Consider the following 22,079-nt stretch of genomic DNA (forward strand, 5'->3'; position numbering starts at 1 on the left):
TGTCTTCAAAATTGAATTTTTTGAGAAAAGCATATATAATCAGAAGAATGAACATTGATTTTACGTCTTATCTTGAAAAAATTGAACAAACGATACTTACATACATTCCGGCCGATTTCACAGAAGAATGGAAGCTGGCCTCTTTCGGAATACAGAGTGCAGCCGTAAAGGACTCACACATAGAACCACTGGCTGCTCCTGCAAGGGAACTCGTATCACTGGGTGGAAAACGTTGGAGACCGCTTCTTATGGTACTCTGTGCACAGGCAGCAGCAGACGCGAACGGCTTTGACAAAGAAACAGCAGAAAAAAGAGCATACTCATTAACACCTCTTGTAGAATTCGTACACACGGCAAGCCTTATACACGACGATATAGAAGACAGCTCTGATACCCGTCGCGGAAAGCCCGCCGCCTACATTACCTACGGGACAGACACTGCAATAAACGCAGGCTCATGGCTTTACTTCGAGGCTCCGGTCTGTATAGACAGACTTGACTGTTCCGCAGAACTCAAAAACACACTTTATTCTGCATACGCAATGGAACTGAGGCGGCTTCATCTTGGTCAGGCCATGGACATTGCGTGGCACCGCGACAACACCGCAGAGCCTTCAGCACAAGAATATATAGCCATGGTAAAAAACAAAACCGGAACACTGGCATCACTTGCCGCAAGAACAGGAACTCTGTGCGTCGGAACAAGACCGCAGGACGCAGACAAAGCCTCGCTCGCAGCAGCACAAATAGGCGCCGGATTCCAGATTATAGATGACGTTATAAATCTTACTACAGGCAATCCCGGAAAAAAGCGCGGCGATGATATTGTAGAAGGCAAAAAATCTCTTCCGGTACTTCTGCTCGCAGAACAGTGCCCGCAGCAGATGAAAAAACTTCACACACTTTTTAAACAGGCCCGTTCCGGCGGAATCGAAAGCCCTGCAGTAGAAGAAGCAATATCTGTTCTTACAGACTCCGGAACAATTCTTCAGGCAAGGGACCGCGGCATAAAACTCATTCAGGATGCCTGCGAAAAATTTGACGCCCTTTTCGGAAGCAATAACGAAGAATCGGCAAAAATAAGACAGCTGTTTATGTCAATGATTCCGCAAATTCAGCTTGGAGAGGCAAAAAAATGCTTGAAAGCAGCGAAAAACTGAATAATCAGGCAATAAGACTTGCCGCCAAGGGGCAGTTCCCCGAAGCAATTGCCTGCCTTAAACGCGCCATTACAATGGAAAACCAGAATTATCTTCTTTGGTTTAACCTGGCAGTAACATACCGCGACGCAGGAGAACTTGCAGCCGCAAGAAAAGCCATGGAATGTGCGTACAGAATGAACCCTTACGATGATGAAGTTATAGAAACGTTGGCAAATCTCTGCTACACAATGCACTGCTATGACGATGCAAAAGCATACGGTGCGGCAGGACTCCTTCACAATCCCGACAACCCAAGAATATGGAACACAGTTGGTGTCGTTTACTTCAACGAGTCCGACTACATAAGCGCAAGTGAAGCCTTTGAACACGCAATCACACTGAATCCGTATTATTACGATGCCATGTTTAACCTGCGCGATACATACGAAGAACTCGGAAACAAAGCAGGATACGAAGAATGTGCGGAAAGGCTCAAAAATTTAAAACCTGGAGACGAACAGTGACAAACAGAGCAATAGTAATTTCGGCAGATGAAAATTCTGCACAGGTAATGGCACTTCCAAAGGGCAGCTGTTCAACGGCAGAACACACGGGCTGTGCAGACTGCGGCGGCTGTTCGGGAAAAGCAGTTACATTCCGCGTACAAAACCCGCTCAAACTGCAGCTTAAAAAAGGCACCATCGTAAAAATAGAATCGTCCAAAAAAGCGCAAGCCGTTCAGGGACTACTTTCACTGCTTATTCCATTTGCATGTGCCGTAACAGGATATTTTCTTGCACCAAAACTCATGTCACTTCTTGGAAAACCAGCAAGCGATGACTCAAGGGCTTTTTTTGTACTTCTGTTCCTGTTTCTTTCGGCCGCAATTATATTTACCGTTTCAAGAAAAATTCCTCTTCCGGGACAGCCGCAGATTACCGACATCGAAGAATAACACTGAATTTTTGAAGTGCAATTCCTATTGACCAAAATCACTTATAATGTGAAAATACAAAGATATGAGTAAGTATGTTCTTGTTACGAGCGGAGTTTGTTCAAGTTTAGGAAAAGGCGTTGCTTCCAGCACAATAGGAAGCCTTCTTGAATGCAGCGGGCTTAAAATCGCAATGATGAAGTGCGATCCCTACATTAATGTTGACGCCGGAAACATAAGTCCATACCAGCACGGTGAAGTTTATGTCACAGAAGACGGAGCCGAAACAGACCTTGATCTCGGAAACTTCAGCCGTTTTACAAGTGTAAATTTAACAGACGAAGCATGCATTTCGATAGGCAAAGTCTATGAAAATGTAATCCAGAATGAACGCGCTGGAAGATACAACGGCCGCACGGTTCAGGTAATTCCGCACATAACAGATGAAATAAAGCGCTGCATACGCCACATGGGAACAACTTCGGGTGCCGATGTAGTTGTTGTAGAAATAGGCGGAACAGTCGGCGACATAGAAACAGTACCTTATCTCGAAGCTGCACGCCAGCTTGTACGTGAACTCGGCAAAAACAATGCCATAAGCGTTCACCTCACACTCATTCCTGTAATTACAGGCGGAGAACTCAAGTCAAAGCCCACGCAGAATTCTGTAAAACAGCTGCAGCAGGTGGGTATACAGCCCGATGTTCTTATCTGCCGCTGCGAAAGTGAAGTAGAAGATTCAATGAAGCAAAAAATTGCACGCTTCTGTAACGTAACACCAGGCGCAGTTTTTGTTTCTCCAGATTTCCAGAAATCAATTTACGAACTTCCGGTTATTTTCCACAAACAGGGTCTTGACGCCATGATACTCAGCAAGCTTGGTTTGGGTAACAGAACAACAGACATAAGGCAGTGGACAGACTTCCTTGAAAAACTTTCAAACCCTGCAAAAAAGATTCGCATCGGAATGGTCGGCAAAAAAGACTATCTGGACAACTGTTACAAGTCAGTACACGAGTCTCTTTTCCATGCGGCAGTCACAGGAAACAATGCTGAACTCACAGTAAAAAAAATAGACGCAGAAACTCTCGAAAAAACACAGGATATTGACCAGGTCTTTGCTGACGTAGACGGAATTGTAGTTCCCGGAAATTACGGCCAGCGCGGATTCTTGGGTCTTCTTGCCACAGTACGCTATGCACGCGAACACAAAATTCCGTTTCTTGGAATAGATTTGGGAATGCAGCTCATGGCAATCGATACAGCGCGCTCACTTTGCGGCTGGGAGGATGCAGATACGACAGAATTCATTCAGAATTCAACACATCCTGTAATAAGCCTCCCCGAAGAGCAGCCCGGACCAAACGACGGTGTAATGAAGCTGGGAGCCTCTGAAGTACATATCGAAGACGGAACAAAGCTTTATTCAATATACAACTCAAGCAACATTGTAGAGCGCCACAGATCAAAGTATACTTTTGACAGACGTTACGCCGCCGCAATGACAGAACACGGTCTCATTACTTCGGCCTGCGCTGTTTCTGACAAACAGACAGAAGCTTTTGAATGGAAGGATCATCCATGGGGAATAGGCGTTCAGTATCATCCTGAATTTGTAAGTCGCCCTGCAAAACCGCATCCTCTTTTCAATTCCTTCATAAAGGCAGCCATCCAATACCGCAAGTAAGTTAAGTAAGGACGCACTGACTTGAGAGACAAAAACCGACGCATGCACAAAAAAAACAGCACAATAATTTTCTTTATTATGCCCGTATTGCTTTTAACTGCGCCGGTTTCCTGCTCGTTAAAGTACGATGAAGTTACAGACACGACAGACTCCGTGCCCGAATTCGTATTCCGCAACGCAAGGTACAGCCGTTATGAAAATTCAAAAAAATCAATATATCTGAGTGCCGGCCTTCTTGAACAGTACAAAAAAGATTCTGCTTCTTATGCCAGAAATGCCGTTTTTTCTACATGGGACAAAGACGGAACCATTGACACCGAAGGAAAGTGCTATCTTCTTGGCATAAACTCAAATGAAGAAATATACACGCTGTTCAACGACATTCTCATAAAAAACACTCCGCAGAATTTTAAAATCCGTGCAGAAAATTTGCGTTGGAACGGAAAAACCGAACAACTCACAGCCGGCGCCGACGAAACCGTTTATATAACAAAAGACGATGTTGAACTTTCGGGCAAAGGCTTTTCGGCAAGCGGTGTAAACAGAAACTACAGGTTCAGTTCCTCTGTAAACGGAACAATGACAACAAAAGACGAACCTTCTTCAGAACAGATTCAGGCGGCAGAAGAATGAACAGAACGGCAAAATATTTTTTCATAGCGGCATTTTTCCTTACTGCAGCATTATCTTACGCAGAAAAAATTTCATTCAGCGCAGACTCAATGACCGGAACAGCAGGAAGCAAAAACAGCTCCACTACTCTTTCGGGAAACGCCGCCGTCATCACCGAAACCATGCAGATAAATGCAGACAATATAAAACTCAGCGGGCAGGACTTCAGGTACATAACAGCAGAAGGCTCTGTAAAAGGAACAGATACATCAAGCGACATGATCTTTACCTGTGAAAAAATGACATACGACAGGGAAACAAAAATTGCAGTGCTTGAAAAAGACGTCAACCTCGATGACAAGGCAAACGAAGTAACCGCCCAGGCCCAGAGAATTGAATACAACCAGGATACAGAAATTGCCGTCATGCAGATAAGCGTTTCGCTCAAACAAAAAGACAACAACTGTACGGCCGCCTATGCAATCTACAGAAAAAAGGACCAGCTTCTTGAGATGGACGGCAACCCGCAGGTCATTCAGGGAAAAGACACATTTAGGGCACAGACAATTACCCTTAATATGAATACCCAGGAAATTGAACTTTCCGGAAGAGTTAAAGGAACAGTCACAACCGAAGCCGAAAACACAGAAAAACAGAATAATACCAAAGAAAGCAGCGGGGAACAGAATACAGAAAATGATACAGACAGCAAAACAGATATAGAAAAAGATAAGGACAGTGGGCAGCAGGCGGAACAGAAACTTCAAGACACCGGTTCCCAAACTTCAGGAGAAACAAATGAATGAAAGTATACTCAGCGTCTCCTCACTATACAAAGCCTTCGGAAGAAAGCAGGTTGTAAACGGAATAGATTTTTCAATGCATACAGGAGAAGTACTGGGACTTCTTGGCCCAAACGGTTCTGGAAAAACAACGACTTTCTACATGATTGTCGGTTTCTATAAGCCAACAAACGGTGACGTATTCCTTAACGACCAGCGCATTACGGGACTGCCAATGTACAAGCGCGCCCAGCTCGGAATTTCATACCTGCCGCAGGAACCTTCAGTTTTCAGAAAGCTTACCGTAGAAGAAAACATCTGGTCAATCCTCGAAACCCGTAAAGACCTGACAAAATCAGAAAAAAGACAGAGACTTGAGGAATTAATAGAAGAGTTTGCAATCGGCCGCATTAGAAAGCAGCAGGCATATACTCTTTCTGGAGGAGAACGACGCCGTACAGAAATTGCGCGCTCACTTGCCATAGAACCTAAATTTCTTCTTCTGGATGAACCGTTTGCAGGAATTGACCCTATTGCCGTAGCAGACATTAAAGAAATAATACGCCTTCTTTCACGCCGTGGAATAGGAATTCTCATTACCGACCATAACGTACGCGATACTCTTGAAATAACAGACCGCGCAATAATCATTTCCACAGGACAGATTGTAATTCAGGGAAGCAAAGAAGAAATTCTGGAGTCTCCTAAAGCCCGTGAAATCTACCTCGGAAAAGATTTTACAATGTAGAGATTGCCGTCGAGTTCTAAGTTGGTTCTATAAAAAAGGGGGGCTGTATCACTCTTGTAATACAGCCCTTTTTTTAACTTACACATTTCTTATATCGTCGACCGCAGCACCGCAGTCAGTGATAATTTTCTTAAAATCATCAATTCCTATAGAAGCAGCCTTTACGGTAACCATTCTGTGATTTGTAGAATCAACATCAGACGAAACAATTGACACAATGTTTCCGCCCTTCTCTGCAATAGCCGCTGTAAATTTTGCAAGCTGTCCGGGTTCTTCCGTCATAATAACGGTAGCCCTTACTCCAGACGCCCTTGTATTGAACATACGTATAAACGAAGCAAAAACATCAGACTCGGTAACAATACCAACCAGAATATTTCCGCGCAAAACCGGCAGACAGCCGACAGAATAATCGCTCATAAGTCTTGCAGCTTCTTCCACGGTGTCAGACTCGCATACGGTTTTTACACTGCGACTCATTGTCTTTTCTACAGTAAGCTTACTCAAAAGATAACCAAGTTCAAACATATCAAGAGTTGTGGCATCACTCGGCGAAGACTTCATCAAATCATTGCGCGTAATAATTCCTACAAGTGCACCATTTTTATCAAGAACAGGCAACTTGTTTATTCCGTTCTTTGTCATAAGATCCTTTGCTTCAAGAACAGAAGCTTCGGGAGCTATAGTTATTGGATTTTTTACCATTATGTCTTTTACTAACATGTTTCAACCTCCAAGATAAGCAGACTTTACGGCATTATCATTAATCAATTCGCTGGCAGGACCATTCTTTGTGAACAGCCCTGTTTCAAGTATATAAGCCCTGTTCGCAATTGACAAGGCTTTATATGCATTCTGTTCAACAAGCAGAATAGTTGTTCCCGAAGAGCTGATTTTTTTAATTATATTGAATATTTCGTCAACAAGAATCGGAGCAAGCCCCATACTTGGCTCATCCATAAGCAAAAGAACCGGACGCGACATAAGAGCACGTGCCATTGCAAGCATCTGCTGCTCACCGCCGCTTAGAGTTCCAGAAAGCTGGTTGATTCTTTCCTTAAGACGCGGGAACAGTTCAAAACACCATTCCATATCCGAACGGATTCCGTCCTTGTCATTTCGTGTATAAGCGCCCATTTCCAGGTTTTCACGGACACTCATATTGGCAAAAACACGTCTTCCTTCCGGAACCTGAATAAGTCCGCGACGTACAATTTTGTCAGGAGAAAGATTGGTAATGTCCTCGCCTTCAAATTTAATTGTTCCGCTAACCTTGTGAATAAGATTGCTTACAGAATGAAGTGTCGTAGTCTTACCGGCACCGTTTGAACCAATCAGACTTATAACTTCACCCTTATCTACATCAAAAGAGATTCCCTTAAGTGCCTTAATTGCTCCGTAAGAAACACAAAGATCCCTAACTTCAAGCATACTCATTGTGCACCTCCAGCAATTGCTTCGTATTCAGAACCCAGATAAGCTTTAATTACCGCCGAATTACTCTGAATCTCAGCCGGAAGTCCGCTTGCAATAATTTTACCGTAATTCAATACCATAAGCCGCTCGCAGATTCCCATAACAAGCTTCATGTCATGTTCAATAAGAAGAACGGTAAGTTTAAATTCCTTTCTGATAAATGAAATCATTTCCATAAGTTCTTCTGTTTCCTGACCGTTCATTCCGGCGGCAGGCTCATCCAAAAGCAAAAGTTCCGGAGCGCTCGCGAGTGCACGACATATTTCCAGTTTACGCTGTTCTCCGTAAGGAAGGTTTTTTGCATATTCAGAAATTTTATTTTCCATATGGAACAAAGAAAGCAGATGTTCTGTCTTTTCCTGCATAAGTTTTTCGTCTTTTCTGAATTTTCCCGTTCTTACAAGAACATCAACCGGGTTGGCCTTGCGGTTCTGATGAAGTGCAATCTTAATATTGTCAGCAACCGACAGCGAACCAAACAGACGAATATTCTGAAAAGTTCTGGCAATTCCAAGTCTGTTAAGCTGGGCCGGAGACCTTCCGTTAATTACATCAAGTTTTCCGTTTCTGTCAACAAAAGTGACAGTACCTTCAGTCGGCTTGTAAATTCCTGAAAGCATATTAAAAACAGTTGTCTTTCCCGCACCGTTCGGACCAATAAGACCAATAAGTTCGCCTTTATACAAATCAAGCGAAAAATCACTTACAGCTCTCAATCCGCCAAAAACAATCGAAATATCCTTGGCCTGGAGCAAAAGTTCCTTGTCTTTTTCTGCCATTATTTTGCCCCCTTTCTGATTTTTGCCATAACTTTGCGGAAAAATCCTGGAATTCCGTCATAAAACTTAACGAAACTCAATTCTTTTACGCCAAGAAGTCCCTGCGGTCTGAACAGCATGACCAGAATAAGAATTACAGGATAAATCAAAAGTCTGTAATCACGCAGGAATCTGAGCACTTCCTGAAGAATCGTAAGAACAAATGCCGCAAGAATACCGCCAGTAATACTTCCCATTCCGCCAAGAACAACAAAAATCAAATCATTGATTGAATTGTTGAACGAAGCAAGATCTGGTTTAACAAAGCCAATGAACGGAGCATAAAGCGCACCGCCAATTCCGGCAATAAAAGAAGCAATTACAAAACCAATCATCTTGTAGCGGAACACACCTATTCCGTTACTGTTTGCCGCAACAGGATCTTCACGAACCGCAAGAATAGCTCTTCCGTATGTTGAACGCAAAAAATTCTGAAGCAGAACAATTATCAAAACAAGAGAACCAATTACTGAAAGGTAAGAAATAGCTGCACCGTGGTCCAACGAAGTAGTAAACACCGTGCTGAACTGCTTTCCGTTCGGTCCGCCGGTAATTCCCTTTAGGTTAACAAGCACAACGCGTATAATTTCACCAAAGGCAAGCGTAACAATTGCAAGGTAATCGCCCTCGAGTTTAAGCGTAGGAAATCCAATCAGGAAACCAAAAAATGCAGCAATCAGCCCGCCAAGAATAATACTTACAGGAAGGGGAATACCGCATTCGCTCGTCAGAAGAATTACAGAATAAGCTCCCAAAGCCTGAAATCCGGCCTGACCAAGTGAAAGCTGTCCGGTAATTCCGCAGATAACATTTACGCTTATTGCCATAATTGCGTTTATTCCGCCAAGAATAATTATCTGCGCCGTATAGGCATCAACTGCCGGAGCACCAAGCGGGAACTCCATCAATGCGGCCGGAATAAGAACAACCGCCAGAGAAATCACAAGAAGAATTATTGTATTCCGTCTAAAATTATCTTTCATAATCTGCTCCCGTCAAACCTTGACAACCTGTTTTTTGCCAAGCAGTCCAGCCGGCTTTACAAGAAGAATCACAATGAGAATACAATATGAAATAGCATCCGCATATTGGGAAGAAATATAAGCCTTTGTCATAGTCTCGGAAATTCCAAGAATAACGCCACCAACCATTGCACCCGGAACAGAACCAATTCCGCCAAGAACTGCTGCAACGAAAGCCTTAAGTCCTGGAATATATCCCATAACAGGATCAATCTGCGGGTAGGCAGTCGCATAAAGAACACCGCCGGCACCTGCAAGAACAGAACCAATAACAAATGTAATTGCAATTGTCTTATTGACACTTACACCCATAAGACTTGCGGCTCCCATATCGTAACTTACAGCACGCATAGAACGTCCCGTCTTTGTATAGTTGATTATGTAATTCAGAATAACCATCAGAATGGCAGAAGAAATAATAACTATAAGCTGAATATTGGAAACCGAAACTATTCCGTTAGGGTAATTTGCTGTTGAAAGAGTAAAAATCTTTGTAGGCATCGTCGGAAACTGGCGCGGATCAGGTCCTACAAACGGCAGAACGCGCATTGTATTCTGAAGAATAAGTTCCACCGCAATTGCAGTAATAAGAGAGTTAAGTCTGGGCGCGTTTCTGAGCGGACGGTATGCACAGCGTTCAATAAGAAGACTCAACAAAGAACACACAATCATTGCTGCAATAAAAGCGCATATCATTCCTACGGGAGTAGTTCCCATGGCGCGCAAAACAAAATATCCGGTATAGGCGCCGACCATCATGACGTCACCGTGCGCAAAGTTAATCAGTTTTACAATACCGTAAACCATTGTATAACCGAGAGCAATCAATGCGTAGATACTACCCAGAGAAAGACCGTTTACGAGTTGTTTTAAAAAAGTATCCAACGTATCCTCCAAAAAGATCCATTCTTATACAAAATTATAAGATTATCTATTTTACTATAATACGCAAAAAATAAAAAGGGGCGCACACCAGTTAAGGCATGCACCCCTTTGTGCAGATTTACTGACTATAAAAAGCGGATTAAATCTTATTTGGAAATATCAACTGTAGCTTCGTAAGCTGTAGCGAGTTTTCCGTCATCAGCCTTAACAAGCTTAATCATAACAGCAGACTTAATCGGGTTGCGGTTTGCATCAAAAACAATGTGTCCTGTTACGTAATCGCCGTTTGTTGCCTCAAGTGCATCGCGAATCTTTGCAGAATCATCAGTTGAACCTGAAGCCTTTATTGCATCGCGGAGCATATAAACACAGTCATATCCCAAAACTGCGAATGAGTTGGGAGCCTTGTTGTACTTAGCCTTGAATGCCTTTACAAAAGTCTGAACCGCTGCACTGCTGCTGTCTTCAGAATAGTGGTTTGAATAATATCCGTTAAGAACTTCATCACCGGCATTGTCAGTAAGTCCGTCCCAACCGTCAGCTCCAACGATAGGAACATTGATTCCCTGTGCACGAAGCTGTTTTGCAATAAGAGCAACTGTTCCGTAATAATCAGGAAGATAAATTACTTCAGGATTTGCAGCCTTAATCTTTGTAAGCTGGGCATTAAAATCTTTGTCTCCAGTGCTGTAAGATTCTTTTGAAACAATCGAACCACCCATAGAAGTATATTCTGCAGTAAAATTATCAGTAAGACCTACTGAATAATCATTTCCAATATCGTAAAGAATGGCGGCTTTTTTTGTACCGAGGTTTTCGTATGCAAATTTTCCACCAATTTTTCCCTGGAAAGGATCTGTATAGCAGGCGCGGAAAACATAGTTACCGGCATCAGTAATAGCAACGGCAGTAGCAGCAGGTGCAATCTGAACAACTTTCTGTGCCTGAGCCAAATTTGTAATAGCCATTGTACAGCCAGAAGTAAGAGAACCGATAATTACCTTAACGCGATCCTTTGTAACAAGTTTCTTGTATGCGTTTACAGACTTGGCAGAATCACCTTCATCATCTTCGCAAATAAATTCAATTTTCTGTCCGTTAATTCCGCCGGCAGCATTGATTTCTTCTACAGCCAGATCAATACCATTTTTGCACTCAACACCGTAAACAGCTACCCCACCGGAAAGAGGAGCAATACCACCAATCTTGATTGTATCATTCTTTTTTCCGGAACATGATGCTGCCATCATCATTGCAGAAACAACTGCAGTTCCTAAAAGAACATTTTTAATACCTTTTTTCATATGTCCTCCAAAAAACAAATGTTATGAATAAATATACCGAATTACATAGGTTTAGTAAATAAATAACGAATAAAAAATGGGGAAATTTAAAAAAATACAGCCGCCCCTGTAGTATAAGGGCGGCTACGAAACCTAACTAAATTGATTAATTATGCTTCTGTTGATTCAGCTTCAGGAGCAGGAGCAGCTTTTTTTGCAGCGCGAGCATCCTTCTGTGCCTTGTTCTTGAAAGTTGCTTTGCAAACCTTGCAAATCTTTACTTTCTTTCCATCAACTTCCTGATCATACAAAGTTTTGACCTGAGCCTTTCCGCAAACCGGACAAACTCCACGGCCATGGTTCACTTCCTTACGGATTCCTGTTCCACGATGTGCTTTAGACATAGCTTACTCCTTTGCAGCTACAGCCTTTTCAGCTGAAGCTTTCTTGGCAGCTTTTTTTTCTGCCTTGGCATCTTTTTCTTCAGGTTCCGGCAACTTGTAATCTACCAGTTCCAGAATTACTACATCCGCAGCGTCACCCTGACGGAAACCCATCTTAAGAACACGGGTATATCCACCATTGCGATCCTTCATGCGAGGTCCAAGTTCTGTGAACAATTTGTTCAAGATTCTTTCATCAGCAATAAACTTTGCAGCAATTCTTCTGTTGTGAACGCTGTCAGTCTTTGCGCGAGTTATAAGTTTTTCGGCTGCCTTGCGTACTTCAAGAGCCTTTGACTTTGTCGTGGTAATGCGCTCATATCTAAAGAGCGAAGTTACCATGTTGCGTGACATTGCACGGCGATGGGCTGTTGTACGTGAAAGCGGATTAAATCCATTCTTATGATTCATTCGTTCTCGTCCTTATGTTTACGTAAGTTAACATCTTTAAGGTGGCTGTAATCGGTCATTCCAAGGGTAAGACCATGTTCTTCAAGTTTTGCCTTAATTTCCTCAAGACTCTTCTTTCCGAAGTTACGGGTCTTTGTTATGTCCTCTTCAGTCTTTTTTGTCAATTCACCGATTGTGTGAATGTTCGCATTCTTGAGACAGTTTGAACTGCGTACAGAAAGCTCCAACTCTTCAACCGAAGTGTTAAGAAGCTGGCGTACCATTTCATCACCTTCATCAAGCTCGTCTCCTCCGGAATATTCACTCTCGTTAAAGTTAACGAAAATTGCAAAATAATCTTTAGCAATCTTTGCTGCTTCAGCAAGTGCATCTTCCGGTTTTATAGAGCCGTCGGTCCAAATCTCAAGAATAAGTTTATCATAGTCGTTACGCTGACCTACGCGGCATGGTTCAATAGAATATTTAACCTTTGGTACAGGCGTAAAAATGCAATCCATCGGAATTGTTCCAACAACTTCGATGTAATGCTCATTCACTTCGGCAGGAACATAGCCTCTGCCCAAGTCAACCTGAATCTCAATCTCAAGAGAGGCACCATCCATCATGGTAAAGACTTCGAGTCCCTTTGTCATCACTTCAAGCTGACCCGGTTTCTCAAAATCGTCACTGGAAATAGTGCCTGGTCCCTTAAATTCATAAAGGATAGTATCCTGTTCGATATCCCGCGGCAGGCGCAAACGAATCTGTTTTAAGCTATTCAAGACTTCCAATGTGTCTTCTGAGATATTCGGGATTGTCTCAAATTCACTGGAAATAACATGAGGAACACCGTCTGCATCATACGAAGTAATCCTGACAGAAGAAATTGCATATCCCTGAATTGAAGATAAAAGTACGCGGCGGAGCGTGTTGCCCACAGTCGTACCGAATCCCGGTTCAAATGGATAAGCAGTAAACTTTCCGTAATTGGGATTTGTTTCGAGATGCTCAAATGTAATGCCCTTCGGTTTTTTAAAACCTTTAAGCAGATTTTTGCGAGCCATCTGAACTCCTTATTATTTAGAATAGAGCTCAACCACGAGCTGCTCTTTCACATCAGCAAGGTCCGTGACCTCTTCGCGGCGAGGATACTGAACGAAAGTTCCCTTTACGGCATCTTCGTCAAGAGTAATCCAAGGAGCCGTTCCTGACTTTGAAACTTCCTTGAGGCTGTCCTGAATAACTGCAAGTTTCTTGCTTCTTTCTTTAACCTCAATAACATCTCCCGGTTTAACCTGGAAACTTGGAATGTTTACAATGCGACCGTTTACCATAACATGGCGGTGCAGAACTATCTGACGTGCCTGGTTGCGGCATGAACCGATGTGCATTCTGTAAACGATATTGTCAAGACGGCTTTCGAGAAGACGGATAAGGTTTTCACCGGTTACTCCAGGCATACGAAGAGCATGCTCGAAAGTAAGGTGGAACTGCTTTTCCTGAACACCGTACATTCTCTTAATCTTCTGCTTTTCACGAAGCTGAAGACCGTACTCACTGCGTTTTCCTGTGCGTCCCTTAGGATCTTTTCCAGGAGCTGCACGCTTCTTGTTAATCGGGCACTTGTCGCTCTTGCAGCGCTCACCCTTAAGGCACAATTTTGTCTGTTCCGTTCTGCAGAGTCTGCAAACAGGACCTGTATATCTTGCCATAGTAGACTATTCTCCTTACATGCGGCGTGTTTTGCGTGGGCGACATCCATTGTGAGGAATAGGTGTTACGTCAGAAATTGACTTTACCTTAAGTCCCAATGTTCCCAAAACACGAATAGCATTCTCACGTCCGATTCCGGGTCCCTTTACAAAGACATGAACCTCGCGTAATCCATAACTTGCCGCACGCTGAACAGCAGTTTCAGCAACTGACTGTGCTGCAAACGGAGTAGATTTCTTAGCTCCGCGGAATCCCAGACCACCAGAAGAAGCCCAACTAATTGCGTTTCCTCTAAGATCCGTGATAGTTACAATTGTATTGTTGAAGGTTGCCTGGATATAGACATTTCCTTCATATACACTTTTCTTTTCCTTTCTCTTCTTTACGGTTGCCATCATCTACCTCCGCTTAAGCCTTCTTCTTGTTCGCAACAGTCTTCTTCTTACCCTTGCGTGTACGAGAATTAGTGCGAGTGCGCTGACCGCGAACAGGCAATCCCTTGCGATGACGCAATCCACGATAGCTACCAATATCCATAAGACGTTTGATATTCAAACCAATTTCAGAGCGAAGGCGTCCTTCAGTCTTGTAATTGTCATCAATTGCCTTGCGGAGTTTAGAAAGATCATCCTCAGAAAGATCATTAATAAGAACATGAGGATCAATCTTAGTAATTTCGCAGATCTTGCTGGCTGCAGAACGGCCAATACCGTAAATATATGTCAATGCAATATTGACATGCTTATTAGGGAGGTCAACTCCCGCAATTCGAGCCATCAGTTAACTCCTCAACCCTGTCTCTGCTTATGTTTGGGGTTAGAACAGATAATGCGGATGATTCCGTTTCTCTTAATAACCTTACACTTGTCGCAAATGGGCTTTACACTGGTTCGTACTTTCATAAAAGTCCCCCTGGAAAAATGTATACTACGTCGAATCATGGCAATCCGAAGCGAAATTATTTTCGCCATGGACTACAATCCGACGTCCCACTTCCACTTATGTAGTGGTGTGATAGTATATCATATTTTTCCAAACTTAATCTAGTCCTAAATCGCGAATTCTCCGTTTTTTTTAGAGATTACGTGACTTTAACCCCTTCTTAGTCAAACCATCATGGTGATGCATCTTAAGAAGAGCCTCTACCTGTGCCATGGTATCAATGTCAACACCTACCAGAATCAACAGTGAAGTACCTCCCATCAACATAGAAATTGACGGCGGAAACTTAAAGATGATCTGAATCACAGTAGGAAGCAGCGCGATGACTGCAAGATACAATGAACCAGGAAGAATCAGACGGTTCAAAACCTTCTGAAGATATTCCTCAGTATGGTCGGTACGGATTCCGGGAATGGAACCGCCGTTTTCACGGATATTCTTTGCGATTTCAGTGGGGTTCAGTGTTACCTGAGTGTAGAAGTAAGCAAAAAATATTATCAACAATACTTCAATGAAATTATACCAAAATCCGAGTGGATTCAAAACCGCAGAAACCTTCATAAGCCAAGTTGCCTTTGATGAAAGACTGTTGGCAATCTGAAGCGGGAACGTTAAGAAAGCAGAAGCAAAGATGATAGGAATAACGCCCGACGGATTAATCTTAAACGGAATATACGAACTCTGACCACCATACATCTTGCGTCCGACTACACGCTTTGCATAGTGAACTGCAATCTTGCGCTGTCCTGACTGTTCAAAAACAACAAGACCAATAATAACCAGGAAAAGAACAAATGCTACAATAACTAAGACAATATTTATATCTCCGTTACTTACGCTCTTGCCCAATTCGTATACGGCACTCGGAAGTCGAGCGACAATACCGGCGAAAATAAGCATAGAAATGCCGTTTCCGATACCATGCGCAGTAATCTGATCGCCCATCCATACAGTAATCATAGAACCTGTGGTAACTGTAAGAATAGCAAGCACATTAAAATAGACTTTGTTATCAAATATAATCGCGCCAGGAACTGCCTGGTTGATGGAGTCAGCATACACAGTCAAAGCTACAGACTGAAGAAGACATACAAAAATTGTACCTATTCTTGTCCAAGCCTGAACTCTCTGCTGACCGCCCTCTTCCTGAGCAATTCTTTTGAGTGACGGGAAAATAACGAGGGCGAGCTGCAGAATAATCTGTGTTGAAATATAAGGCATTACACCCAACATAAACACAGAGAATCTTTCAAACGCACCGCCCGCAAAAAAGTCCATGTAACTGGCAAACGCACTTTCCGCACCGCTTGCAAAACTGTTAAAGTACTGCAAAAGCAATGTGGCATTTATGCCTGGTATAGTAAGAACACTTCCCAGACGGAAAACAGCTAGAATGAGCAATGTAAAGAAAATACGGTTACGCAGTTCCTTTACTTTGAACATATTTACAATAGGATTGTTTGCCATTTAGTCACTCCAAACTTTTATTTTGCTTCTTCGGAAGTCTTTGTCTCAGCAGCCGGAACCAAAACTTTTACGGTTCCACCGGCAGCCTCAATTTTTGCCTTGGCAGAAGCAGAAACTTTTTCTACTTCTACATTAAGCTTTTTCTTAAGGTCTCCGTTACCAAGAATTTTAACTCCATCGATAACTTTTCCAACGAGACCCTTAGCTCTAAGTGACTCGCGGTTAACGGTTTCTCCGTCAGCAAACTTCTCTTCAAGTTCAACTACATTGAAGCAAACATATTCCTTTTTGAAAGGATAGTTAGAGAAGCCACGGCGTGCGATGCGACGATAAAGAGGCATCTGACCGCCTTCAAATCCAACATATGTCTTTCCGCCAGAGCGTGACTGCTGTCCCTTGTTTCCTCTTCCTGCAGTTGTTCCGCGGCCAGAAGAAGATCCACGACCAACAATACGCTTCTTTTTATTAGCACCCTGAGGAGCTGTAAGAATAAAATCTGCCATTAGTCAATCTCCTCTACTTTTACCAAGTGTGAGACAGCTGCTACCATACCAAGAATAGCCTCGGTTGCTTCATGCTCAACAGTGGAACCAATCTTTTTAAGACCAAGACTGCGAACAGTTGCCTTTTTTTCGGGCTTCTGTCCAATAACACTTCTAACGAGTGTAACACGAATCTTCTTTGCCATAATCAGCCCCACATATCCTTGAGTGTCTTACCGCGATTCTGAGCGACAGCACGAGCGTCCATAAGGTTTGTTACAGCATCAAATGTTGCGCGAACAACATTTACAGATGTACTTGAACCCAAAGACTTGGAAATAACATCAGTTACTCCGGCCGCATCCATAACCGCACGAACTGCACCACCTGCAATGATTCCTGTACCAGGACAAGCAGGCTTGAGCAATACTGAAGAGCTCTTAAACTTTCCTACCATCTCATGAGGAATAGTACCATTCTTCATGGGAAGTACCATAAGGTTTGACTTAGCCTTATCAAGGCTCTTCCTTATAGCTTCGGTAACATCATTTGCCTTTCCGAATCCGAATCCGATGCGTCCTTTTTTGTCTCCAACAACTGTCAGAGCAGAGAAAGACATTCTGCGTCCACCTTTTACAGTTTTAGCAGTACGGTTCAACTTTACAAGTTTCTCTACGAATTCATCAGCAGGCTTTCTATCAAAATTCTTCTGGTGTTCCATAGCCACTCCTAGAATACAATCCCGGCACTGCGGGTAGCGTCAGCAAGGGCCTTAACAACACCATGATAAAGATAACCGTTACGGTCGAACACAACTGTATTGATGTTCTTTTCCTTAAGGCGTGCACCCAAAGCTTCTCCAAGTTTTTTTGCACTTTCAACATTGGCTTTAAGTGCAATAAAATCCTTTTCCAGAGTTGAGATGGCAGCAAGAGTTCTGCCCTCATCATCGTTGATTACCTGTGCATAAAGATTGCGACCACTCTTGAACACTGTCAAGCGGGGACGTTCCGCAGTACCGTAAATTGACTTACGAATGTGAATCTTTCTGTGCAGGCGCTTTCTGTTTTTATCACTAAGTTTCTTGAACATATCAATTCACCTTATTTTACACCAGTCTTACCGACTTTGCGTCTGATAACTTCGGTTTCGTAACGTATTCCCTTTCCCTTATAAGGTTCAGGCTTACGTAATTTACGAATCTGTGCACTGAACTCGCCAACCTTCTGTTTGTCAATACCAGAGATTGTGAGTTTTCCATTCTGATCTACAGTTACTGTAAGTCCCTCTGGAATCATTGCTACGAAATCAGATGAATATCCTAAGTTCATAACGATTGTCTTGCCCTGGATTTCAGCACGGTAACCAACACCAGTGATAACAAGAGTCTTAGAGAAACCGGCTGAAACACCAGTAACCATATTGTGAATAAGGTTGCGGTAAAGTCCGTGTGCAGCGCTGGCAGCTTTAGAACCGTCAGCCGGAGTTACGATAACTTCTGTTCCCTTAACTTCAACATTAACCAATCCGTTTACATCCTGCTTAAGCTCGCCCTTAGGACCTTTTACAGTCACAAGGTTAGGAGCTACAGTAACGGTTACACCTGCAGGAATAGTTACAGGAAGCTTACCAATCTTAGATGCCATATCTTCCTCCTATTACCATACGTTGCAGATCAACTCGCCGCCGACCAACTTTTCAGAGGCCTTTTTGCCAGTTGTAACACCGATTGAAGTTGAAACAATTAATGTACCGTATCCGTTGTAAACGCGCGGTAATTCCTTGTAACCTGAATAAACACGACGACCAGGTGTAGAAATTTTCTTCATACCATGGATAACTGACTTGTTTGCATCATCGTACTTAAGGAAAATACGAATAATGCTGTGTCCGTTGTCGTCCTGAACTTTCTTGAAGTTTTTAATAAAACCTTCAGTCTTAAGTATCTTTACAATTTCCAGTTTCATCTTAGAGGTAGGAACATCTACCTTCTCGTGACCGACTTTCGCCGCATTCTGGACTTTTGCGAGCATATCTGCTATTGGGTCTGAAGCTGCCATTTTATTCTCCTGTCACTACCAAGATGATTTTGTGACGCCTGGTAAAAGGCCTTCACTAGCTAATTTGCGGAAACAGATACGACAAATCTTAAACTTCCGCAAATATCCATGAGGACGACCACAAATATGACACCTGTTGTACTTACGTGTGCTGTACTTAGGAGTGCGGTTCGCCTTGATAATCATTGATTTCTTAGCCATGAACTTATTCCTTATTTCCTAAACGGCATTCCAAACTTAGTCAACAGAGCGCGGGCATCACTGTCAGTGCGGGCACTGGTAACGATGCTGATATTCATACCTGCAATCTTAACAATCTTGTCGAAGTCGATTTCCGGGAAGATAATCTGTTCTGTTATACCAAGAGAGAAATTTCCGTGTCCATCAAAGCCTGTTGCCTTGATTCCGCGGAAATCCTTAACACGAGGAAGTGCAACATTGATGAGACGATCGAGGAATTCATACATGATATTTCCACGAAGTGTCACCATTGCTCCAACCTCATTGCCTTCACGAAGTTTGAAGTTTGCAATACTTTTCTTAGCTCTTGTTTTAACAGCTTTCTGGCCGGTAATCTGAGTGAGATCTGTAACTGCAGCATCAAGAAGTTTCTTATTCGTGAGAGCTTCGCCGACACCCATGCTTACGACAACCTTTTTGATTGCCGGAATCTGCATAGTGGATGTGTATCCAAGCTCCTTAAAGAGCTCCGGAGCGATTTTTTCCTTATAGACTTTCTTAAGCCGTGGTACGTAATTTTCCATTACAGTGCTTCTCCACACTTGCGGCAAACACGAGTTTTCTTGTCGCCATCAAGTTTATATCCTGCTCTAACAGGGCGTCCGCATTTTTTACATACGAGCGCTACGTTCGATATATCAAGAGGAGCCTCAATCTCAACGATTCCACCGGCATCCTGCTGTGATCTTCTCTTCATCGCCTTCTTGACCAAGTTGCATCCGCCAACGATAACACATGCTTTATTGTGCTTTTCAAAAACACGAACTATCGTTCCGCGCTTACCTTTGTCCTTTCCAGCAATGATTTCTACATTGTCATCCTTATGGATCTTATACTTATGCTGCATAATCTCCAGGCTCCTTACAGAACTTCAGGAGCAAGTGATACGATCTTCATAAAGTCCATATCACGAAGCTCACGGGCTACAGGTCCAAAAATACGTTTTCCCTTCGGATTCTTGTCAGCATCGATGATAACACAAGCATTATCATCAAAGCGAATGTAAGTTCCATCAGGGCGGCGGTATTCTTTCGATACACGAACGATTACAGCCTTCTGTACAGTACCTTCCTTAATTGTAGATGTCGGAATCGCTTCCTTAACAGCTACCACAACAATGTCACCAATACCTGCATAACGGCGGTGTGAACCACCCAAAACCTTAATGCACTGAACCAGCTTGGCACCGGAGTTATCGGCAACAACCAAATTTGATTGCATCTGAAGCATATTCTACTCCTGGTTATTTGGCCTTCTCGATGATTGCATCAAGACGCCAGCACTTGTCTTTGCTGATTGGGCTACATTCAACGATACGAACTGTGTCACCCTCATGGGCTTCGTTCTTTTCATCATGAGCCTTGCATTTCTTGGTCCGTGTAACATATTTCTTGTAGAGACGGTCCATCTTCTTTGTATCAATAGAAACAACGATAGTCTTGTCCATCTTGTCGCTAGTGACGATACCTACGAATGAACGTTTTACAGACTTTTTCTGCACATTCTGTTCTTCCACGGGTCAGCTCCTAGTTATTTGCAGCAATAGCTTCAGCAGCTGCGGCTCTGAATTTCTCCAAATCCTGCTGGTGAATAAGCGTATTAAGACGCGCAATCTCGCGGCGAATTGTACGCTTCTGCATTGGGTTCTCTACATGTCCTGTAATAGCCTGAAAGCGAAGGTCCATGTAGCTTTTCTTAAGTTCATTCCGCTTTGTTACAAGTTCGGAATAAGAAAGATCCTTGTAATTCTTTTTCTTTGAATCAGCCATCTTTTACTCCTTACATCACAGTCGGGCGGAATGCCACTTTTGTCTTGATTGGCAGTTTGCTTGCAGCAAGGTGCATAGCCTTTTCAGCGAGTTTTTTGTCTACTCCACCTACTTCAAACAAAATCATACCTGGTTTTATAACTGCGGCCCAGAATTCCGGAGCTCCCTTTCCCTTTCCCATGCGGGTGTCAGCAGGCTTCTTTGAAACCGGCTTATCAGGGAAAATACGAGTCCACAACTGGCCCTGACGGTTAATACAGCGGTTGATAGCAACACGAGCTGCTTCAATATGCTTTGCGCTAAGCCAAACCGGCTCCATAGCAACCAAAGCGACTTCGCCAAAGTCTACAAAATTATCACGTGTTGCGTTTCCTGTCGGACGACCGCGCTGAACCTTGCGGTGAGCAACTCTTTTAGGACTAAGCATTTTCTACTTTTCCTCCCTCAGCTTTCGGGGCGCGTGCAGAATCATTTCTGCGTCCACGATCACCGTTTGAGCGCTCGCGACGTGGCTTCTTTACAATATCACCTGCGTCTTCGTTCTGCTCGCGACCGTAGTTCATTCCATTGTACACCCAGACCTTGATACCAATCTTACCGTATGTAGTAAGAGCTTCGAATGTACCGTAGTCAATGTCGGCACGAAGAGTATGAAGAGGAACACGTCCTTCCTTATGCTCTTCAGAGCGAGTCATATCTGCACCTGCAAGACGTCCGGAAATACGGATTTTAATACCCTGAGCTCCGGCCTTCATTGCGTTTGCAGAAGCCTGCTTGAGCGCCTTGCGGAAAGAACCGCGTCCTGCAAGCTGGCGACCAACATTCTGTGCAATGAGAGAAGCGTTGATTTCGGCACGTTTCACTTCTTTAATCTTGATCTGTACCTTTTTTGTCAACTGCTTCTGGATATCTGCGCTTATCTTTTCGATTGTAGCGCCCTTTACACCGATAATCACACCTGGGCGTGCTGTATGAATTACAATTGTAACACGCTGCGGGTGACGTACGATTTCAATTTCAGCAATATCAGCATTCTTGCATTCAGGAAGAAGTCCGACAAGCTTGCGGATTTTTACATCTTCCAAAAACAAATCCGCGTATTCACGGGGACCTGCATACCAACGAGACTGCCATGTTTTGTTTACACCAAGGCGTAAACCGATAGGATTAACTTTCTGACCCAC

At 43.2% G+C, this 22,079-nt stretch carries 35 protein-coding genes; 7 read left to right on the forward strand and 28 right to left on the reverse strand.

Annotated elements, in window-relative coordinates; translation table 11 throughout:
• Positions 1–47 precede the first annotated feature (47 nt).
• The 7 genes from IWA51_RS11615 (at position 48) to lptB (ending at position 5,905) form a co-directional block, all read left to right on the forward strand.
• Positions 48–1,160, forward strand: coding sequence for a polyprenyl synthetase family protein (locus IWA51_RS11615; protein WP_198442541.1), 1,113 nt, complete (start codon positions 48–50; stop codon positions 1,158–1,160).
• A complete protein-coding gene (locus tag IWA51_RS11620) occupies positions 1,136–1,666 on the forward strand; it encodes a tetratricopeptide repeat protein (protein WP_177528744.1) in 531 nt (176 codons plus the stop codon). The genes IWA51_RS11615 and IWA51_RS11620 overlap by 25 nt, the downstream gene beginning before the upstream one ends.
• Positions 1,663–2,097, forward strand: coding sequence for a SoxR reducing system RseC family protein (locus tag IWA51_RS11625; protein ID WP_198442542.1), 435 nt, complete (start codon positions 1,663–1,665; stop codon positions 2,095–2,097). The genes IWA51_RS11620 and IWA51_RS11625 overlap by 4 nt, the downstream gene beginning before the upstream one ends.
• Before the next feature lie 64 nt (positions 2,098–2,161).
• A complete protein-coding gene (locus IWA51_RS11630; RefSeq protein ID WP_198442543.1) occupies positions 2,162–3,763 on the forward strand; it encodes a CTP synthase in 1,602 nt (533 codons plus the stop codon).
• Positions 3,764–3,805: 42 nt separating this feature from the next.
• Entirely contained in the window at positions 3,806–4,396 is a 591-nt protein-coding gene (gene lptC, locus IWA51_RS11635; protein ID WP_268969384.1) for an LPS export ABC transporter periplasmic protein LptC, read from the forward strand.
• Entirely contained in the window at positions 4,393–5,181 is a 789-nt protein-coding gene (locus IWA51_RS11640) for an LptA/OstA family protein (protein ID WP_198442545.1), read from the forward strand. The genes lptC and IWA51_RS11640 overlap by 4 nt, the downstream gene beginning before the upstream one ends.
• The gene (gene lptB, locus IWA51_RS11645; RefSeq protein ID WP_198442546.1) at positions 5,174–5,905 is read left to right on the forward strand and encodes an LPS export ABC transporter ATP-binding protein; all 732 of its coding nucleotides are present in this window, start codon (positions 5,174–5,176) and stop codon (positions 5,903–5,905) included. The genes IWA51_RS11640 and lptB overlap by 8 nt, the downstream gene beginning before the upstream one ends.
• Before the next feature lie 78 nt (positions 5,906–5,983).
• On the opposite strand, the gene IWA51_RS11650 is transcribed toward lptB, so the two are convergent.
• The 28 genes from IWA51_RS11650 to rpsC form a co-directional block, all read right to left on the reverse strand.
• Positions 5,984–6,628 carry a CBS and ACT domain-containing protein gene (locus IWA51_RS11650; protein WP_177528750.1) on the reverse strand — a complete coding sequence of 215 codons (645 nt, stop codon included), beginning with the start codon at positions 6,626–6,628 and terminating at the stop codon, positions 5,984–5,986.
• A gap of 3 nt (positions 6,629–6,631) precedes the next feature.
• Positions 6,632–7,336 carry an ABC transporter ATP-binding protein gene (locus IWA51_RS11655; RefSeq protein WP_198443703.1) on the reverse strand — a complete coding sequence of 235 codons (705 nt, stop codon included), beginning with the start codon at positions 7,334–7,336 and terminating at the stop codon, positions 6,632–6,634.
• Positions 7,337–7,338: 2 nt separating this feature from the next.
• Complete coding sequence (locus tag IWA51_RS11660) at positions 7,339–8,160, reverse strand: ABC transporter ATP-binding protein (protein ID WP_198442547.1); 822 nt, start codon at positions 8,158–8,160, stop codon at positions 7,339–7,341.
• Positions 8,160–9,182 (reverse strand): branched-chain amino acid ABC transporter permease, encoded by a 1,023-nt coding sequence (locus IWA51_RS11665; protein WP_198442548.1) that lies wholly within the window; start codon positions 9,180–9,182, stop codon positions 8,160–8,162. Before IWA51_RS11665 ends, IWA51_RS11660 begins: the two co-directional genes overlap by 1 nt.
• A 12-nt stretch (positions 9,183–9,194) precedes the next feature.
• Complete coding sequence (locus IWA51_RS11670; protein ID WP_177528753.1) at positions 9,195–10,106, reverse strand: branched-chain amino acid ABC transporter permease; 912 nt, start codon at positions 10,104–10,106, stop codon at positions 9,195–9,197.
• Positions 10,107–10,252: 146 nt separating this feature from the next.
• Complete coding sequence (locus IWA51_RS11675; RefSeq protein ID WP_198442549.1) at positions 10,253–11,410, reverse strand: ABC transporter substrate-binding protein; 1,158 nt, start codon at positions 11,408–11,410, stop codon at positions 10,253–10,255.
• A 149-nt stretch (positions 11,411–11,559) separates the two neighbouring features.
• A complete protein-coding gene (locus tag IWA51_RS11680) occupies positions 11,560–11,793 on the reverse strand; it encodes a hypothetical protein (RefSeq protein WP_198442550.1) in 234 nt (77 codons plus the stop codon).
• A 3-nt stretch (positions 11,794–11,796) separates the two neighbouring features.
• On the reverse strand, positions 11,797–12,243 hold the full coding sequence (rplQ, locus tag IWA51_RS11685) for a 50S ribosomal protein L17 (protein ID WP_177528756.1): 447 nt from the start codon (positions 12,241–12,243) through the stop codon (positions 11,797–11,799).
• The gene (locus tag IWA51_RS11690; protein WP_177528757.1) at positions 12,240–13,286 is read right to left on the reverse strand and encodes a DNA-directed RNA polymerase subunit alpha; all 1,047 of its coding nucleotides are present in this window, start codon (positions 13,284–13,286) and stop codon (positions 12,240–12,242) included. Before IWA51_RS11690 ends, rplQ begins: the two co-directional genes overlap by 4 nt.
• A gap of 12 nt (positions 13,287–13,298) precedes the next feature.
• Entirely contained in the window at positions 13,299–13,934 is a 636-nt protein-coding gene (gene rpsD / locus IWA51_RS11695; RefSeq protein WP_177528758.1) for a 30S ribosomal protein S4, read from the reverse strand.
• Positions 13,935–13,949: 15 nt separating this feature from the next.
• Positions 13,950–14,330: a 30S ribosomal protein S11 gene (gene rpsK / locus IWA51_RS11700; RefSeq protein ID WP_177528759.1), complete on the reverse strand. Its 381-nt coding sequence runs from the start codon at positions 14,328–14,330 to the stop codon at positions 13,950–13,952.
• A gap of 13 nt (positions 14,331–14,343) precedes the next feature.
• On the reverse strand, positions 14,344–14,712 hold the full coding sequence (gene rpsM / locus IWA51_RS11705) for a 30S ribosomal protein S13 (protein ID WP_177528760.1): 369 nt from the start codon (positions 14,710–14,712) through the stop codon (positions 14,344–14,346).
• Between the two features lie 11 nt (positions 14,713–14,723).
• A complete protein-coding gene (gene rpmJ / locus IWA51_RS11710; RefSeq protein ID WP_074641226.1) occupies positions 14,724–14,837 on the reverse strand; it encodes a 50S ribosomal protein L36 in 114 nt (37 codons plus the stop codon).
• Between the two features lie 172 nt (positions 14,838–15,009).
• Entirely contained in the window at positions 15,010–16,344 is a 1,335-nt protein-coding gene (gene secY / locus IWA51_RS11715; RefSeq protein ID WP_177528761.1) for a preprotein translocase subunit SecY, read from the reverse strand.
• A gap of 17 nt (positions 16,345–16,361) precedes the next feature.
• Positions 16,362–16,847, reverse strand: a complete 486-nt coding sequence (gene rplO / locus IWA51_RS11720) for a 50S ribosomal protein L15 (RefSeq protein ID WP_177528762.1) — start codon at positions 16,845–16,847, stop codon at positions 16,362–16,364.
• Entirely contained in the window at positions 16,847–17,032 is a 186-nt protein-coding gene (gene rpmD, locus IWA51_RS11725; protein ID WP_177528763.1) for a 50S ribosomal protein L30, read from the reverse strand. The genes rplO and rpmD overlap by 1 nt, the downstream gene beginning before the upstream one ends.
• A gap of 2 nt (positions 17,033–17,034) precedes the next feature.
• Positions 17,035–17,547, reverse strand: coding sequence for a 30S ribosomal protein S5 (gene rpsE, locus IWA51_RS11730; RefSeq protein ID WP_177528764.1), 513 nt, complete (start codon positions 17,545–17,547; stop codon positions 17,035–17,037).
• Positions 17,548–17,555: 8 nt separating this feature from the next.
• Positions 17,556–17,918 (reverse strand): 50S ribosomal protein L18, encoded by a 363-nt coding sequence (rplR, locus tag IWA51_RS11735; protein WP_177528765.1) that lies wholly within the window; start codon positions 17,916–17,918, stop codon positions 17,556–17,558.
• Positions 17,919–17,929: 11 nt separating this feature from the next.
• Positions 17,930–18,472, reverse strand: coding sequence for a 50S ribosomal protein L6 (gene rplF, locus IWA51_RS11740; protein ID WP_177528766.1), 543 nt, complete (start codon positions 18,470–18,472; stop codon positions 17,930–17,932).
• A gap of 12 nt (positions 18,473–18,484) precedes the next feature.
• Complete coding sequence (gene rpsH, locus IWA51_RS11745) at positions 18,485–18,886, reverse strand: 30S ribosomal protein S8 (protein ID WP_177528767.1); 402 nt, start codon at positions 18,884–18,886, stop codon at positions 18,485–18,487.
• Between the two features lie 15 nt (positions 18,887–18,901).
• The gene (locus IWA51_RS11750; RefSeq protein WP_177528768.1) at positions 18,902–19,087 is read right to left on the reverse strand and encodes a type Z 30S ribosomal protein S14; all 186 of its coding nucleotides are present in this window, start codon (positions 19,085–19,087) and stop codon (positions 18,902–18,904) included.
• Between the two features lie 11 nt (positions 19,088–19,098).
• Positions 19,099–19,650 carry a 50S ribosomal protein L5 gene (rplE, locus tag IWA51_RS11755; RefSeq protein ID WP_177528822.1) on the reverse strand — a complete coding sequence of 184 codons (552 nt, stop codon included), beginning with the start codon at positions 19,648–19,650 and terminating at the stop codon, positions 19,099–19,101.
• A complete protein-coding gene (rplX, locus tag IWA51_RS11760; RefSeq protein WP_177528769.1) occupies positions 19,650–19,973 on the reverse strand; it encodes a 50S ribosomal protein L24 in 324 nt (107 codons plus the stop codon). The genes rplE and rplX overlap by 1 nt, the downstream gene beginning before the upstream one ends.
• 14 nt (positions 19,974–19,987) lie before the next feature.
• Positions 19,988–20,356 (reverse strand): 50S ribosomal protein L14, encoded by a 369-nt coding sequence (rplN, locus tag IWA51_RS11765; protein WP_177528770.1) that lies wholly within the window; start codon positions 20,354–20,356, stop codon positions 19,988–19,990.
• 13 nt (positions 20,357–20,369) lie between these two features.
• The gene (gene rpsQ / locus IWA51_RS11770) at positions 20,370–20,642 is read right to left on the reverse strand and encodes a 30S ribosomal protein S17 (RefSeq protein WP_177528771.1); all 273 of its coding nucleotides are present in this window, start codon (positions 20,640–20,642) and stop codon (positions 20,370–20,372) included.
• Between the two features lie 10 nt (positions 20,643–20,652).
• Positions 20,653–20,895, reverse strand: a complete 243-nt coding sequence (rpmC, locus tag IWA51_RS11775) for a 50S ribosomal protein L29 (protein ID WP_198442551.1) — start codon at positions 20,893–20,895, stop codon at positions 20,653–20,655.
• A 10-nt stretch (positions 20,896–20,905) separates the two neighbouring features.
• The gene (rplP, locus tag IWA51_RS11780; protein WP_177528773.1) at positions 20,906–21,322 is read right to left on the reverse strand and encodes a 50S ribosomal protein L16; all 417 of its coding nucleotides are present in this window, start codon (positions 21,320–21,322) and stop codon (positions 20,906–20,908) included.
• Complete coding sequence (rpsC, locus tag IWA51_RS11785; RefSeq protein ID WP_177528774.1) at positions 21,315–22,079, reverse strand: 30S ribosomal protein S3; 765 nt, start codon at positions 22,077–22,079, stop codon at positions 21,315–21,317. Before rpsC ends, rplP begins: the two co-directional genes overlap by 8 nt.

This window comes from Treponema peruense, from assembly GCF_016117655.1.
GTDB lineage: Bacteria > Spirochaetota > Spirochaetia > Treponematales > Treponemataceae > Treponema_D > Treponema_D peruense.

Bases quoted from the DNA above. Each gene is read 5' to 3' on its own strand.
- IWA51_RS11615 (WP_198442541.1), top strand. From the start codon at position 48: ATGAACATTGATTTTACGTCTTATCTTGAAAAAATTGAACAAACGATA.
- IWA51_RS11620 (WP_177528744.1), top strand. From the start codon at position 1,136: ATGCTTGAAAGCAGCGAAAAACTGAATAATCAGGCAATAAGACTTGCC.
- IWA51_RS11630 (WP_198442543.1), top strand. From the start codon at position 2,162: ATGAGTAAGTATGTTCTTGTTACGAGCGGAGTTTGTTCAAGTTTAGGA.
- lptC (WP_268969384.1), top strand. From the start codon at position 3,806: ATGCACAAAAAAAACAGCACAATAATTTTCTTTATTATGCCCGTATTG.
- IWA51_RS11640 (WP_198442545.1), top strand. From the start codon at position 4,393: ATGAACAGAACGGCAAAATATTTTTTCATAGCGGCATTTTTCCTTACT.
- lptB (WP_198442546.1), top strand. From the start codon at position 5,174: ATGAATGAAAGTATACTCAGCGTCTCCTCACTATACAAAGCCTTCGGA.
- IWA51_RS11650 (WP_177528750.1), bottom strand. From the start codon at position 6,628: ATGTTAGTAAAAGACATAATGGTAAAAAATCCAATAACTATAGCTCCC.
- IWA51_RS11655 (WP_198443703.1), bottom strand. From the start codon at position 7,336: ATGCTTGAAGTTAGGGATCTTTGTGTTTCTTACGGAGCAATTAAGGCA.
- IWA51_RS11660 (WP_198442547.1), bottom strand. From the start codon at position 8,160: ATGGCAGAAAAAGACAAGGAACTTTTGCTCCAGGCCAAGGATATTTCG.
- IWA51_RS11665 (WP_198442548.1), bottom strand. From the start codon at position 9,182: ATGAAAGATAATTTTAGACGGAATACAATAATTCTTCTTGTGATTTCT.
- IWA51_RS11675 (WP_198442549.1), bottom strand. From the start codon at position 11,410: ATGAAAAAAGGTATTAAAAATGTTCTTTTAGGAACTGCAGTTGTTTCT.
- IWA51_RS11680 (WP_198442550.1), bottom strand. From the start codon at position 11,793: ATGTCTAAAGCACATCGTGGAACAGGAATCCGTAAGGAAGTGAACCAT.
- rplQ (WP_177528756.1), bottom strand. From the start codon at position 12,243: ATGAATCATAAGAATGGATTTAATCCGCTTTCACGTACAACAGCCCAT.
- IWA51_RS11690 (WP_177528757.1), bottom strand. From the start codon at position 13,286: ATGGCTCGCAAAAATCTGCTTAAAGGTTTTAAAAAACCGAAGGGCATT.
- rpsD (WP_177528758.1), bottom strand. From the start codon at position 13,934: ATGGCAAGATATACAGGTCCTGTTTGCAGACTCTGCAGAACGGAACAG.
- rpsK (WP_177528759.1), bottom strand. From the start codon at position 14,330: ATGGCAACCGTAAAGAAGAGAAAGGAAAAGAAAAGTGTATATGAAGGA.
- rpsM (WP_177528760.1), bottom strand. From the start codon at position 14,712: ATGGCTCGAATTGCGGGAGTTGACCTCCCTAATAAGCATGTCAATATT.
- rpmJ (WP_074641226.1), bottom strand. From the start codon at position 14,837: ATGAAAGTACGAACCAGTGTAAAGCCCATTTGCGACAAGTGTAAGGTT.
- secY (WP_177528761.1), bottom strand. From the start codon at position 16,344: ATGGCAAACAATCCTATTGTAAATATGTTCAAAGTAAAGGAACTGCGT.
- rplO (WP_177528762.1), bottom strand. From the start codon at position 16,847: ATGGCAGATTTTATTCTTACAGCTCCTCAGGGTGCTAATAAAAAGAAG.
- rpmD (WP_177528763.1), bottom strand. From the start codon at position 17,032: ATGGCAAAGAAGATTCGTGTTACACTCGTTAGAAGTGTTATTGGACAG.
- rpsE (WP_177528764.1), bottom strand. From the start codon at position 17,547: ATGGAACACCAGAAGAATTTTGATAGAAAGCCTGCTGATGAATTCGTA.
- rplR (WP_177528765.1), bottom strand. From the start codon at position 17,918: ATGTTCAAGAAACTTAGTGATAAAAACAGAAAGCGCCTGCACAGAAAG.
- rplF (WP_177528766.1), bottom strand. From the start codon at position 18,472: ATGGCATCTAAGATTGGTAAGCTTCCTGTAACTATTCCTGCAGGTGTA.
- rpsH (WP_177528767.1), bottom strand. From the start codon at position 18,886: ATGGCAGCTTCAGACCCAATAGCAGATATGCTCGCAAAAGTCCAGAAT.
- IWA51_RS11750 (WP_177528768.1), bottom strand. From the start codon at position 19,087: ATGGCTAAGAAATCAATGATTATCAAGGCGAACCGCACTCCTAAGTAC.
- rplE (WP_177528822.1), bottom strand. From the start codon at position 19,650: ATGGAAAATTACGTACCACGGCTTAAGAAAGTCTATAAGGAAAAAATC.
- rplX (WP_177528769.1), bottom strand. From the start codon at position 19,973: ATGCAGCATAAGTATAAGATCCATAAGGATGACAATGTAGAAATCATT.
- rplN (WP_177528770.1), bottom strand. From the start codon at position 20,356: ATGCTTCAGATGCAATCAAATTTGGTTGTTGCCGATAACTCCGGTGCC.
- rpmC (WP_198442551.1), bottom strand. From the start codon at position 20,895: ATGGCTGATTCAAAGAAAAAGAATTACAAGGATCTTTCTTATTCCGAA.
- rplP (WP_177528773.1), bottom strand. From the start codon at position 21,322: ATGCTTAGTCCTAAAAGAGTTGCTCACCGCAAGGTTCAGCGCGGTCGT.